This is a genomic window from Stieleria sp. JC731, from assembly GCF_020966635.1.
In the GTDB taxonomy this organism is placed as follows: domain Bacteria; phylum Planctomycetota; class Planctomycetia; order Pirellulales; family Pirellulaceae; genus Stieleria.
This window is the reverse complement of record NZ_JAJKFQ010000029.1, coordinates 228,210-243,206: the sequence shown is the minus strand read 5'-3', so window position 1 is coordinate 243,206 and position 14,997 is coordinate 228,210. Positions and strand designations below refer to the sequence as shown.

Annotated in this window: 6 protein-coding genes; 3 read left to right on the top strand and 3 right to left on the bottom strand. The window is 51.5% G+C overall.

What is annotated here, in order from left to right; all coding sequences use genetic code 11:
* Nucleotides 1–80: 80 nt before the first annotated feature.
* The 3 genes from LOC67_RS25650 to LOC67_RS25640 all read left to right on the top strand — a co-directional run bounded on the left by LOC67_RS25650 (nt 81) and on the right by LOC67_RS25640 (nt 5,494).
* On the top strand, nt 81–2,309 hold the full coding sequence (locus tag LOC67_RS25650) for an HAD-IIB family hydrolase (RefSeq protein WP_230265703.1): 2,229 nt from the start codon (nt 81–83) through the stop codon (nt 2,307–2,309).
* A complete protein-coding gene (locus LOC67_RS25645) occupies nt 2,293–4,284 on the top strand; it encodes an alpha-amylase family glycosyl hydrolase (RefSeq protein ID WP_230265702.1) in 1,992 nt (663 codons plus the stop codon). Before LOC67_RS25650 ends, LOC67_RS25645 begins: the two co-directional genes overlap by 17 nt.
* Before the next feature lie 205 nt (nt 4,285–4,489).
* Nucleotides 4,490–5,494, top strand: a complete 1,005-nt coding sequence (locus LOC67_RS25640; RefSeq protein ID WP_230265701.1) for a PfkB family carbohydrate kinase — start codon at nt 4,490–4,492, stop codon at nt 5,492–5,494.
* A 75-nt stretch (nt 5,495–5,569) separates the two neighbouring features.
* Here LOC67_RS25640 and LOC67_RS25635 read toward each other — a convergent pair whose 3' ends face one another.
* The 3 genes from LOC67_RS25635 to LOC67_RS25625 all read right to left on the bottom strand — a co-directional run bounded on the left by LOC67_RS25635 (nt 5,570) and on the right by LOC67_RS25625 (nt 14,996).
* Entirely contained in the window at nt 5,570–13,258 is a 7,689-nt protein-coding gene (locus LOC67_RS25635; RefSeq protein WP_230265700.1) for a tetratricopeptide repeat protein, read from the bottom strand.
* A gap of 211 nt (nt 13,259–13,469) precedes the next feature.
* Entirely contained in the window at nt 13,470–13,886 is a 417-nt protein-coding gene (locus LOC67_RS25630; protein ID WP_230265699.1) for a TadE/TadG family type IV pilus assembly protein, read from the bottom strand.
* Between the two features lie 45 nt (nt 13,887–13,931).
* On the bottom strand, nt 13,932–14,996 hold the full coding sequence (locus tag LOC67_RS25625) for a vWA domain-containing protein (RefSeq protein WP_230265698.1): 1,065 nt from the start codon (nt 14,994–14,996) through the stop codon (nt 13,932–13,934).
* Nucleotide 14,997: the final 1 nt, after the last annotated feature.

Genomic DNA, 14,997 nt, shown 5'->3' with positions numbered 1-14,997 from the left:
CGTGTCAATCAAGCGTCGAAAAGTTGTGTTGATGGGTGGACCGTCAGCAGCTTTGCACTTCCCGATCAATTCGCATACTCATGAGCTTCGTCATCGAGCCTGAATCCCAGTCACTAAAGAGTCTGCCTAGTCACAACAATCAACCCCACGACACGTCTCCCGAGGAGCAAGAGAATCGAGCCTTGAAAATCTGCCTGATCAGCCTGCACGGCTTAGTCCGCGGTGAGGAACCTGAACTTGGTCGCGATGCCGACACCGGTGGCCAGATCAAATATGTTGTCGAGCTTGCACGAGAGTTGGCAAAGCGGAACGACGTGGCCGAGGTCGAGGTTTTGACCCGACAGGTCGTCGATCCACGAGTCTCCTCTGACTACTCCGTCTTGGAAGAAGAGCTATGTGAAGGCGCAAAGATTGTTCGGATTCCGTTCGGTCCGAAGCGCTATCTACGCAAAGAGTCTCTCTGGCCGTTCATCGAAATGTTCATCGATCAGGCCCTGGTCCATTTCAAGCGAAATGGTATCCCGGATGTGATCCATGGGCATTACGCCGACGCCGGTCTTGCGGGCGCCCACCTAGCTCGCTTGCTTCACGTCCCATACGCCTTTACCGGGCACTCTCTCGGACGGGTAAAACGAGAGCGACTGGCGCACGGCAAGTCATCGCAAGAAACGCTTGAAAAGCGATACCGTTTCCGGCAGCGAATCGAAGCCGAGGAAACTGCTCTGGAAACCGCGTCGATCGTGGTGACAAGCACGCACCAAGAAGTTGAACAACAGTATCAACTTTATGATCACTACGTCCCTGATCGGATGGAAGTCATCCCGCCGGGCGTTGATCTGTCATCATTTACGCCGACACCACCTCGTGACGGTGAACCGGAAATTGCCGGATCGTTGAAGGCATTCTTGCGGGATCCATCGAAGCCAATGATTCTGGCGATGGCGCGTCCCGATGAACGCAAGAACCTTGAAATGTTGGTCAAGGTTTACGGCGAAAGCCACTATCTACAAGACGCCGCAAACTTGGTGATGATTCTTGGGACACGTGATGATTTGACGGAGCTGCCAAAGGGCCAGCAAGCGGTGATCACCAATATTCTGCACTTGATCGACAAGTATGACTTGTACGGAAAAGTTGCTTATCCCAAGTCGCACCGACCATCCGATGTACCAGACTTGTATCGACTTGCGGCACAATCGCGTGGTGTGTTTATCAACCCAGCCCTAACCGAGCCATTCGGATTAACGCTTCTTGAGGCTGGCGCAACAGGACTACCGATCGTTGCGACCAATGATGGCGGGCCGCGGGACATCATTGCAAACTGTGAAAACGGATTGTTGATTGATCCATTTAATGGTGGCGACATCGAACGTGCGTTGCTACGGGTGTTGACGGAGCCGGAGGTTTGGGATCGATATTCCGAAAACGGAATCAAGGGCACGCGAAAGCACTATGCCTGGGAAAATCACGCGGCACGATATGTTCGCGACGTGCGTGAAGTCGTCGACCGTTCGACATCGAACAAGATGATCAATCGTCCCGCCAGACGACTGCCGGAGTTCGATCGCCTGATCATTACCGATTTGGACAACACTTTGACAGGTGACGATCAAGCTCTCGGTGAATTCATCGAGTTCTTGAAAGAGAATGAGCACATCGGATTCGGTATCGCGACCGGTCGTCGGTTAGATAACGCTTTAGAGATGATCGAAAGCTTGGGGTTGCCAAAGCCGGATCTGATGGATACCGACGCAGGGACTCAGTTGCACTATGGTGAGTCTTTGATCGCGGATCGCACGTGGCAAAAGTCAATCGGATTTGCTTGGCAAGCGGATGAGATTCGTCAAAGTTTGGACGGTCTTGACGGATTGACCATGCAGGATGAAAGCCGACAATCGGAATTCAAAATCAGCTATGACATAGATCGAAAAAAGGTCACCGTAGCGGCCGTCAAAAAGCGTTTGCGCGCCGCCGGCTTGCGAGCTAGAGTTGTCCTGTCTCTTGGAATGTTCCTGGACATTATCCCCGTGCGGGGCGGAAGCGGGCTGTCGATGCGGCACGTCTTGTGGAAATGGGGATTCTCACCGAGCAACGTTCTCGTGGCCGGTGACTCTGGTAACGACGCCGGCATGTTACTTGGCGGAACTTTGGGCGTTGTTGTCGCAAACCATAGTCCCGAGCTTAACCGTTTGAAAAACCGACCTCGTGTCTACTTCGCGGAGCGTTCTCACGCCGGCGGCATTTTGGAAGGCATCGAGTATTACAACTTCTTAGACAAAATCACCATTCCCAATGATCGGACTGAATGAAGCAATTAAGATCGAGCAGAACTACCGAGACGAAATCGAGTTTCAAGCTGACCTAACGCTTCAACGTTTGCGCCCCCGATTGGACGACGTTTGGGCGTCGATCGGAACCGATTCCGAGTTGCAAGAACTCTTTGATGAGCGACTTCAGGAATACTGGCATCCGCTATTTCGTCGCCTGTTGAAGCTTTACGGTTCTCGCTACGACTTTTTTTATCACTGCGAACAGGTCCTCTCGACCTGTGCGCGATCGTTTGCCGAACGCTCGGACGAACTCCGTGAGAGCGACCGTCGACGTGTGATCGAGCCCGATTGGTTTCAGTCTGAGCAGATCGTCGGTGGAGCGTTGTATGTGGACTTGTTCAGCGAAAACCTCTGCAAGCTTCGGGAACACGTCCCATACTTCAAAGAGCTCGGTCTTACCTATCTGCACTTGATGCCCCTGTTTGCCGTACGACCCGGCAACAATGATGGCGGCTACGCGATCAGCAACTATCGCAGTGTGGATCCCAGTCTGGGAACGGTTGAAGACCTGCGGGAGTTGGCAGATGACTTACGCGCCGTGGGAATCAACCTAGTTCTAGATTTTGTATTTAACCACACTGCCGACGACCACGAATGGGCGATGCGTGCCCAGGCCGGGCAGCGTGAATACCAGAACTATTATTACATGTTTCCCGACCGGGAGATGCCCGAGCAGTACGAGCAGAACCTGCGGGAGATTTTTCCGACCGTTCGGCGAGGTAACTTCACCTGGCACGAGGGAACTCGGCGATGGGTTTGGACCACGTTCAATAGCTTCCAGTGGGATCTGAACTACAGCAATCCGGCCGTGTTCCGATCGATGTTGGACGAGTTGCTGTTCATCGCCAACTTGGGTGTCGACATTCTGCGATTGGATGCCGTCGCGTTCGTTTGGAAGCGACTTGGGACCAATTGCGAGAATCTGCCCGAAGCTCATGAGTTGATCCAGGCGTTTAATTGCGCCACACGCATTGCTGCGCCTGGTTTGGCGTTCAAATCGGAAGCGATTGTGCATCCGGACGAAGTTGTAAAGTACATCGATACCGATGAGTGTCAGATGTCGTACAACCCGACGTTGATGGCGCTGCTATGGGAATCGCTTGCGACTCGTCGCACCAGTTTGCTGACCCGAACTTTGGCCCGTCGGTTCTCGCTTCCCGAAGGCACATCTTGGGTTAACTATCTACGCTGCCATGACGACATCGGATGGACGTTTGACGACGGTGATGCGTGGTCGCTTGGGATCAATGCATACGACCATCGTCAGTTCCTCAATCGCTTTTACACCGGACAGTTCAACGGTTCGTTCGCTCGTGGTGTCCCGTTTCAAGAAAACGAGATCACCGGCGATATGCGAATCTCAGGAACGATGGCATCGCTGGCGGGATTGGAAAAGGCGATCGAGGAAGAAGATGAATGGGGTAAAGAGCTGTCCGTTCGTCGAATGATGCTGCTTCACGGTGTTACCCTAAGTATCGGCGGTATTCCGTTGCTCTACATGGGTGAAGAGTGGGGCATGTTGAACGACTACGACTTTGTTCGTGACCCTGCCAAGGCGGGTGACTCTCGGTGGATTCACCGACCGAAGATGAAATGGGAATACCTCGAAGAGCTTGACGAGGACAAGGCTCGCGACTCACTGCGTCGGCGAATCTATCGATCATTGCAAAAGATGATCGCGATTCGCAAATCGCACCGTGCTTTCGCCGGCCAGGAAATGAAGCTGATCGCCGCAGACAATCCGCATCTGCTTGCTTACATGCGGCAGTGTGACGGATCGCGTCTGATCGTTATCGGTAACTTTTCCGAAGAGGAGCAGCAGATCGATGGCAACGTGCTTCGAACAGCGGGACTCGGCCGTTTCTTTGTCAACTTGCTTGATGACACTGAGTTCTCGACCAGCTTGCCAATCCGATTGGATCCCTATGGGCTGTTGTGGCTCAAGAGTGTCTAACGGAGCCACCGCCTGAAGTCGCGACCACTCTGTAAGGCTGAACTGCATACGGTGTGGTTGCGGTCGAAAGAGAGTGGATATCATTCTCAGGGGCACTTACATCCTGCAAACTGCGGCGAAGCTGGGTCGTGTGGCCTCGCATTTGCGACAGTATCAATTGTCGTGTCCTAACAGCTGATAAACTGCGAAGTACCGACAATCGCGAATGACGGCCGTTCGGGATTTTGGACCAGTGATCGATCGGATCGTCACCTACGTCAATCATTACTCATCACAAGATCAGACAACAATGGAATCGTCTCCGCTGCATCAAAGCCCACCTCCGAAGCCCGTCATCGTCTACGGCGAAGTTCTGATCGATCGACTGGGTGATGGCCAGGGAATCATCGGTGGCGCTCCGATGAATGTCGCATGGAACCTTCGAGGCCTGCAGCAGTATCCGTATTTAATTACTGCAATTGGTGCCGACGACGATGGGAAACGTGTGCTGGAGTCGGCCGAGCAGTGGGGATTGGCGACGGACCTGATGCAGACGGATGTGGATCGTCCAACCGGAGTCGCTTTGGTACACGATCATGGGAATGGTCCGGAGTACGACCTGCCACGAGAACAAGCCTACGACTACATCCGATTCCCCGAAGCATTCGTTGAAAATCTGCCAAATGCAGAAAGTCCCATTTTGTACCACGGGTCGCTGTGTTGTCGGTCGCCGGTTTCGTTTGACACGGTACTGCAGCTGCGGCGTCGATTCAGCGATCACATCGTTGTCGATATCAATCTGCGAGATGGCCACTATACCAACGACGTCGTCGAACAGTTGATCGATGGTGCGACCGTATTGAAGTGCAACTGTGATGAATTGAGTCTGATCACTGGATTAGAGTGCAAGTCGCACGAGCAAGTGCTTTCGGTAGCAAAGGACCTCTTCGAAAAGTCCAGCATTGAAGAATTGTGGGTGACTGACGGCGCATCTGGTGCTTACTGGATCAATAAAGCAGGTGAGCACGCCAAACAAGAAGCTGAGAAGATTGAAAAGGCTTCGATTGTCGATTCCGTCGGCGCCGGTGATGCCTTCATGGCGGTCGTGTTGGCTGGGATGGCGACCAACGAATATCGGCCAGAGACACTCGCCAAAGCGGTCGCCTTTAGTGCGAAGGTTTGCCAGATCCCTGGTGCGACGACCAGTGACGATCGTTTCTATTCGGTTTAGTTGATTGAGCTACCAGCGACTCTAGCCGCTTTTGCGGACAACCTATAGTTTTGACACGGCGAGTGTAGTGCGATGCTAGTTCAACGTGCCAAGTTCGCATGTTTTTAAAATCGCGTCGAGTGTCTCGCTGTCAATGGTCTGCAGACGGTTGGTTTGCTTCGCAACGGATAAGACGGAATGTATTGCGTTCGTGGCTAACTCGTTTAGCTGTGGGGCAACGTTGGGGGCCTGTCGAACCGCGAGCAGAACACAAATGGATGATTCCAATTCGATGGCTTTGTATCCGGTTGATTCTAACTTTTGAACATAGTCATTCAGAGTCTGTTCCAGTGCTTTTGAATCATGGCTGATTAAAGCTGCATCGATTGCTAACTCAAGGATTGCGTCAGAACGATGGGATTCTACTGTATTCGAAATTTGACTTTCTAGTGAATCGAGACGGCCCGTTATCTTTGCCAGATTGAACAAAGCGAAAGACAGGGACCGCGGGCTGGGCATGTCATTTGGATCAGTGCTAGCAGCTACCAAACTTGTCAGTTCAACCGACCGGTAGGGATAGTACTGCAATATCAATGTGCTCGGCATGACGGCTTTTTTAACCGCGTTGGCTAAAGCCTCTGCATGCGATTCGCTAAGGTTAACCGTCGCGACGTCACATAATGGACTTGTCAAAGGTTGCCCGGACTGATCGGGACACTGGGCTAGGATTTGGATCAACTGCTTCTGAACTTGATTGCCGACTGTCTGTGGGATCGCAACCGATGCAGTCCCGCCATAAACGTCTGCGACAGCAACTCGCATCGGTTTGTAGACGCGTTTTGCAAAGCTGGGCAAACCACTGCCGACGGTTTGCTCGATTGCTGTAGCGACGACATCCCAGTGTTTTGATTCAGCGGCAAGCAACGCCACGTCAAGAATTTGAAACAATTGAGCTGATTCATCTTGTTCATCAGCCGAATTCGAAATGTTGACGATTAGCTGGTTTAGCGATTGTTTTGTTCTTTTTTGCCACAAAACCTCTCTTTCCAATTCCGGCTTGTTTCTCGCTTTGGCAACTGTTGCCAAGTGGTCCAACAGTTTTTCCAAATCGCTATTGGCGGCAGCAATATTTGAATTTCGAATCGCACCAGCCATGTAATAAAGGGGCCTAAATTCGTCGAAGGCTCGTCGGCTGGAGCTGAGGTATTCGACGGAAGGAAGATCGGCGAGGACTTGAGCCAGTCTTTCGGGGACAACGTTGCCATTGACGAATGATGCAACGATTAAAATGGCAGCTTGGTGTTCGTCCGATTTGGTCGCAAGTTGATCCAATCCGGAGTACAGTTCCTTCAACACGGATTGCCCAGCAGGCGATTGATTTGCCAAGTCACAAACGTACTCGAGCAGACTGATCGCACGGTCTCGGTGCGAGATTGAAACACATGCTGATCGATAAAAGAGGTGCGGTTGTTTGTCTGAACGGACGGCTTCACTGAAGCGACGGGAATAGCCAATGGCCTGTGTCTGATCCAGTAAGTTGCGAATGTCGTTCAATAGAACCGTTAGTAGCAACTCGTGATTTGTGCTGGGACTATGCCGTCTGGCAAGTTCAAGCTCCAGCGAATTCGCTAACGTGTTTGCACAAATTGTTGCAGCTTCAACCACCCGTTCTAGCCGACGCAGATTCTCCGCGACACGCAACACGATTCGGATGCGGCGATCCTCTGCGGCCCCAGTGACAGGAGTTTCAATTGTGTCGTTCAGACGGCCCAACCAGCCTTCGGCAGCTTGTCTTGTTTGTCCGGCCCGTTCATACGCTGCGAAGAGCTGATCCAATGGCAAGGCAACAGATTGACTTTGCGATTGCATCTTTGGGCTGATCGCAACCGCGGCCTCAAACATTCGTACCCGCAATTGATTCGCATCGACCGTATCTGGAGCGAGGCGGTCAACAACCTGACTCGAAAGCCATAGCGCCCCCGCAGGGTAAACGCGGTATTGCTCGATCAGACTATCGTTTGAAGACTCATCGCCGTGCAAGGTAATCGGAAACAGCTCGGAAAGAGTATCGATGGATTTTTGCTCATTCGGCTGCTGATAAAAGGTGTTCAGTGCGACAAGAAGCGTTGCCAGTTGCTTTTCATTTTCAGAACCGTTTTTCTTAGCATCAGCTGCGGCATCTAGGAATTTTTCGGCTAATTCGCGATTACGTCCGCATTCTTCAAGTAACTCATCGAGAACCCCATTCATGATGCCCTTGTCGTTCCATCCGCTCATCTTCCAAAGTTGTGAGTCATGCGTGAATGTATCAGAATCGGTGATTATCGCGGCGATCACTTTCTCGAACGCGGGGATTGAATCTCTTTCTGCTTTCGGAATCGCGGAGTAAAGTACAGCAAAATCGGTATTCAAGTTGATTAGGCGAATGATCGCGCGGTCGGCAAACTGACGTGATTCCGCATTTCCGACAGGATGGAAACTGAGAAGTCCCAACAGCGTATTTTGATCAAGCTGGTCAACATTGATCGTTTTAAACAAACGGTGGAGGGAGTCGGCCATTTGCCCTTGCCGAATCGATTCGGTATATCGATACCAATTTCGATTCCAGCCGGTTGAATCGAGGGAAAACGCGACTCCATACAGCGTCGCAGCTTGGCGAAAGTTTTTCGCATCGAGGTGTTTGGTCGCATATCGCTCAATAACTTCCGGCGACCAAGATTCATCTTGTGCGTATCCTTTCCACCAGTCGAACGCTTCGTCAAACCGGTCTGCCGTCAGAAGCAGGGTGGTCAGTTTTAGTAGTGAAGCAAGATCGCGTTTACTAGAGAACAGCCCTTCAAGCGACTGGACGATCATGTCAGTTCGGCCGGTTGCTATCAGCAGCTGAACCGCTTCCTGGTACTCGGTGTCGTCAATATGAAATTGATCAGCAGGATGCCGATGGACAATTTGAAAGGCGATTTCTGCCGCTGTCATCTCGTCACCTAGGCGAAGCTTTTCGCGAGCGAGATTCAACAGTTGGCGAATATGGCTAGCTTTTTGATTGGCAACTTCACTCCTCTGGGGCTGGATTTTCGAACTGGCTTTTCGACTGGACGATAGCAGTGAACGTGAAACTTGAGCAACGGTGCGATTCGAACTTGAAAGTGACTTAATCCGGTTTGCCAAAATTCGACTGGTCATCGAGTCGAACTCGCTGGACAAAAGTTGTTTCGCCGCCAGTTCTAAAGCCGTCGTGTCATCGGCCAACTTCGCCAAGATGACCTGCGTGTATTCACAAAGTGCTCGATCAAGTTCGTTGTTCTGAATGACTCGATCTAGCTTTCGAAAGCCAGTTTCGGTGTGCCCACAAATCACGGCGAGACGTGCTGCCGCGATTTGGACTTCAACATTGCCCGGGTATTCATCCGAAAGCGACTCGAATGTTTTCAGCGCTTCGGTTTCCTGGTCTCCCCACCATAGCATGAACCCAGATACATACCTTCGAAACAAGTTTTCATCGTCAGAAAGGTCGGCGATCGGCGTAGATAGGTGGTCGATTGTTGATTGCGGGAACTTCGCCGAGGATTGTAGTTTGGCAGTAGGGTCTAGTTCCGCCGTCCGAATGATCAGTCCGATCAATTGTGGATCGAGCATCCGATAGGACAGTGGGGTGGTCAGTTCAACGACCGTGAAACGCTGACGATCGGAATCTGGTGTACTATTCCAAGAAACCACGATCTGGGTTTCTTCAGGACCGATTGTTTTGGAAGCGGTAAGCTCGTTTTTGTGTTCTTGAAGAAGATCGGTAGCCATCGCCAAAACAGCGTCGAGAACCAATTCCCGATGTGCATTGACGAAGTCTATTTCAGACTCACGTTGGATCGTCTTGATCCAATTCAGAAACGGATTGGACTTCAACTCGGGGGTGGATCTCTCGGATCGGGCTAGCGCAACGATCCGTCGTAGCAGTTCGATCGCAGGGCCTGAGTTCTCCTGATCAATCGCCATCGAAAGTTCTGAAACGAGCAACGTCAATCGTTCACGTGTTTGAGTGAATCTTTCAGATTCATGATTTGCGATGGCCTGATGGACGAATGGCTCGTCGCGGCCTGCGATCCGACATTCGGAAATGACAAGTTGGCGAAGCACCGTATCCGCCATCACCTCGTCCATTGACTTGGTCTGCTTCAGGTTAAGTTCGTGCCTTTTCACGCAGAGATTGACCAATTGGTCTAGCTTGTCAGAATTCAATGCCGACACCGTTTTAGCTTGGCTGCGTTGGAGCGAACGGTCTTGCAATAGGCGGATGAGATGCTGTTGATCACCAGTCGGATTGCGACGCGTTATTTCCCAAATGATGTCCTCGGGAACGGATGGTTCCTCGAATGCCAGTACGCACGCTGTGATGTGGATTTGAGCCAGTTCGCGAATTGATGCGACATCAACATTGCTTTTGATCGGGTAGTGATTCGCTACGACGCCCGCGATGTCTACCGGTTGATCTTTAGGCTTCTGTTCCATTTCCATCGCTAAACGCAATATCCGCGCGATCCACTTTGCCTGGAAATAGTCTTTCGGAGCGAGAGCATGGTTGTGCTGAAACGTGCTTGAACTTGTGGGCACCATCCGGCCGCTGACCACGATATTTGCTCGGGCTTTAATCGGGGTCGGAGGTTTGATCCGCGAAGCAAATTCATTCCGCTGCAACGCGAGCATTCGAAGATGAGTCGTGGTCGCATCGACCCACTTGGACTGTGACTTTCGATAAAGCTCGTCTTCGACCGATTGCCCACCCGCAGAGAAAAGCGTGGAGCTCGTCAAGTCATCCAAGCCCAAGCTTTCGACGTCGTCGATTAACGGCACTACATCTTTCAAGACAGAGTTCACAGGCGGAACACTTTGCGAAAAATAGAGCTGTGCCAAGCAAGTTTTGATATCCCATTGTGTTGTATCCCGTTCCAATACTTTCTTGCAGACTTCGATCGCATGCGGTGGGCTTTTTCGAAGAGCCGATAGCACGATTTGGCTGACTCGTTCCTTTGATTGGGTGAGTTCAAGTTCCTGGAGGTCTGCATCAAGGTCACTGATTTGTCCTGCCAGTCGTTTTAAATGCAGTAGCTTGATTTGGTTTTCCGTCGAGTTGTCCACTTGCAAAAGTTGGTTGAAATATGTCACCGCACTTTTGTAGCTTTTTCGGGCAACGAGAAGATCAACCATCGCTTGCAGTAATTTTGGGCTTCTCGGATGTGCCTGAAGTGCTGCATTGAGAACCTTGAAGGCATTGGCGGGAGTGGAGGCTTGCTCCCAGAGCGAAGCGAGCAAAATCGATTGTTCTGTCGGCGTGATGTTCCTGATCAACGTAATGCGATCGATCAAGTCATCGAAATCTCCACGACGTTGGTAGAGCGGAACCAGTTGCTTCGCGATGGCTTGTCGTTCTTCATTGGCTGTTTCAATCTCGATCGCATTCCAGAGCAATTCAATCGCCTCATCAGTCGCGAATATTGCACTGAGTTGTCTTGCCAGAAGAAGATGTGCTTTAACGGAGTTGGGTGCGACAAGGAGGACGCTACGAAGCGTTTCCACGCTTTCCGAAACCAAACTCAGCTGCATCTGGATATCGGACAGCAGGAAGTAGTTTTCAATTGCTGCCGGATTGGATTGGACAAGACGTTTCGCTGTCTCTAACGATTTGGTTAGTCGATTGTTACCTCGTTGGATGCTAACCAAGCGGCGGAGGTAGTCGCTTGAACGCGTCGGATCGATTTTCGTCAGCTTTTCAAGCGTTTGGATTGACGATTTATCATCATCGGCAATTGAAAATAAGTCTGCTGCATCTCGCAAAATAGAGATGTCGTTAGGAGCGAGTTCAACCGCTTTCGCTATCGATTCTTTTGCGAGCTGTGGTTCTTCGTTTGTGGATTGCAGTAATGCGAGGATTCTCCATTCTCGCACCGATTTTGTTTTCTTTTGGTAGTCCGCGATTGCTTCGGTCAGATTTCCGGACTGTGAAATAGCGCGTATGCGCAGTTTAAGGGCCTGGTCTTTAAATGTCTGTTCGATCTCCTCTGATTCCAGTTTGTCCAGCAATGAAAAAATGGAGCCAAGCTCACCGGCATCTACCAAGGCACTGCAGTATTTCAGTTGTTGGCTTGGCAGTAAATCAAAGTCGGCTGCCTGTTTCCATGCCGCCAAACTTTCCGTGTTGTAGTCAAAAGTCGCGAAGACTTCGGCGAGTCGTACGAGCGAACTGCCGGTCCGGCGATCTTCAGTTGCGATACCTTTCCATGTCTGAATCGCATCACCACGTCGACCCAACGAGTGGAAGTACTGACCCAAGTACTCGCGATATTCTGGCGATTGTGGAGCCACGTCGATGGCCTTCCGATAGAACTCAATCGCACCGTCAATGCGTCCGACGGATCGAAGTTTGCCTGCGACCATCGACAAATGCACGGGGCTGTCAGGGTGGGCTACCGGGATTCGTTTCCAGGCTTGGACCGCCCTGTCGATTCTTTTTTCATGCGCAGCTTTGCTGCTGAGATTTCCGTTCGGTTCTGGATCTAGACGGTGCAGTTCACCGAGGCGAAGTAATTGGTCGACACTCGATCCGTCGTCTTCAATGCATTGTTCAAGTGCCTCGATCGCTTCACCATAGCGGCCGAGATGGACAAGTAATTCGATCAGTTCGTTTTGAACCTGTTCGGAGTTCGGAGCGCGTTTGAGCGTTTGGCGTAAAACGTCTTCCGCCTCAACCGTTTGTTCAGAATTGCGAAGTAGAAAGGCAAGGCGACACGCTAGCGTGATGTCATCAGGGCGTCGGAACACCTGTGTTGTGTAATATTCGATTAATTCGTTGACTCGGCCGGTTCGGAAGAAGACGCGTTCAAGCTGATTCATGGCGTTTCTGTACAGCCAAGCACCAGGGCGCAACTTTTTGATGGTGGCTTGGTAAGCCTCGATTGCTGCGTCCCATTGTTCAAGTTGCTCGTACATCTTGGCCGCTTGAAGCCTTAACGCGATCTGCTTTTCACCACTGGGAAGCCGGTTGATAGCGTCTTGATAAACTGCGAGTGCTTTGTTGGCTTCGCCCGCGTCGGACAACAGGTTGGCCACCTTTTCAAGAACATCAACTGAGTTTGAGTAACGTTCGATCATTTCATCGATCGTCGACTGCGCTTCTTCAACTTGCATCATCTCGAACTGGCGTTTGGCGAGCTCTAGATAGATTTCAAGTTTCTCAAGCCGAGTTGCCTGTTTGTCCGTGGCGATGATCAGTTGCACGATGCATTCATGGTTTTTGCCGATTTGTTCGAGCGAGTCGGCATAGTATTGATAGATGAATGCGTCGTCGGGATTCTGGACGCAAGCGAGTTCAAAAGCGTTGCACGAATCTTGAAGCTGAAGTTCTTTCTGGTAGATGAGACCCTTTAGGACAGGAACCGCGACTGGATGAGAGTCAATGAAATCACGCTCAAGGTTTTCGACTAACTGCTCAAGTGAATCTCGCTTTTTGTAAAAGGAATAGACGCGATCAAAAGCGGCACCTTTGCGAGGACGCTGAAGCAATGCGGCGAGCAGGCGTTGATTGACTACCTCATCGGCATTCTCGGACGAAGAGGGATCATCGTTAAGCGATTGATTCTGAACCGGAGTCGCAAAGACAGTACGATGCGTTTGTCCTGCCATCACGGTGTACATCGCTATCAGGCCATACGCGATGAAGTGCCGAGAATTGAAGCCCAGGGCGACCTGCTGAGAGCGGTCACAAAGCAACGCCGATACTGATTTCCGTACACTCATCGGTGCCCTGCGTTCAGGTGGATAGTGGCTGGACCAAAAGCTTGGCTCAGTATGGCCGCTTTGGATGCCACAATCAATTGCGATGTGATGGTCGCAAAAGCCTCGATGGCCCAACGCAGGATTCAGGCCAGATGGAAGATTTATGGGCGTTGATGCGACCGTTTAGCTCGATCGACTCGATTTAGAATCGATGCCCAGTGCATGTGAAGCGCTAGTTCACGATTTCACGTTGCATGGTCAAAGTCCGGGTGATTGATCGTCCCCCAGTGAATTGCGGCGGGACAAATGTATTTGCGTCCAATCGCACATCGATCGCGACTGTTACTTCTGGCGTTTCGTTGTCGATGACTGCCGGAGTGACGGTGATGTCGTACGCGGTTAAACCGAGTGTTCCCAAGATGGACTCGGCTTTGGTTCTGGCCAAATTCGCGGTGGCACCTGGGATGATTGCGTCTCGGCAACCTTCGTAAACCGCGTTGTCGACGGTGTGCCGAATCATGGCGACCCGGCAGAACTCGAACGCGGCGAAAAAGAAAAAGAACAGCACCGGCGCAACGATCGCGAACTCGACCATTGCCGTGCCACGACGGCGTCGTCGGTTCAGTTTGCTTGGCTTGATATTGTTCATGAGGTTGTGCCCAGGATTCTCAGATACGACCATTCGTTGATGCCACTACTCGGTGACGACCGTTCCTAGTGTCAAAGCGATTTCTCGGTAGGCGGCGGCCAGTTCGGCCGCGCTGAGTGCATGGAAATGCTTGCCACCGCCAATGGACGCAATTTCACGCATACGTGCCTGATCGGCACCAGAGCCAAATGTAATCGTATGGATTTTGACTCGATCGCCAGCGATTCGCCGGGCGACGTTTCGAGGTTCGGTGCCTCGGTTGTGCAGCCCGTCGGTCATGACGATCATGGTTCGTTCGACAAAGTCGCCAGATCGACTGTGGCTCATGATGTTTTCACCAGCCATCATGCCTCGGCTGATACTGGTGTATCCGCCGGTCGACAGTGCAGACAAACCGCTTTGAATATTGGACAAGGTTTTTGTGAGCTGAACGTCTTCGGAAGCGCGATCGTTGTATGAGGCGAGCCCGACTTCTTCATCAACCGGCGTATTTTCTAGCGTCGTGATGAAGACCGCGATGGCGGCTTCAAGTTCAGCGAATTTGGTACCTGTCATCGAACCGCTACGGTCAACGACAAGTACGACATCGCGTTCGATGTACGTCGCAGCTGCGGTGACTCGTGGCTCGAAAGTGTTGAAGCCCAGGACATTGCCAAAGAACAATGGGATCGCGCCGGAGGGCGAATCTGACGTCCGTCGACCGGTGACGCGAACGGTATTAAATGGCGTCACACCGCTGTTGAAAACGAAACGACCTTGATTGTCTTCTTCGCTTCGGCCGAATTGAAAATCTGAATCGGCAAGCACCAACGGTTGTCCGTTGACGATATTCAAAGCTGCAATTTCCTGTCCGCGTTCGATCGCCAAGTTGCGATCAAGCGTATCGGAAAGTTCTTGCGATGCGGCTTGCGCAGCGGCATCGGTTGCCGATCGCAACTCGGTGCGTGCAAGATGCATATGCGCGATATCAACCGAGAAGGCTACCGCGGCGATGAATCCGACCATCATCACCAAAATTAGGATCATCATCGCACCGCGACGTTGGCGGTGACGGTTCTTTCTTGTTGGCAGCTTTGGCTTTTGTGATGAATATTTATGAACGTGCATCATC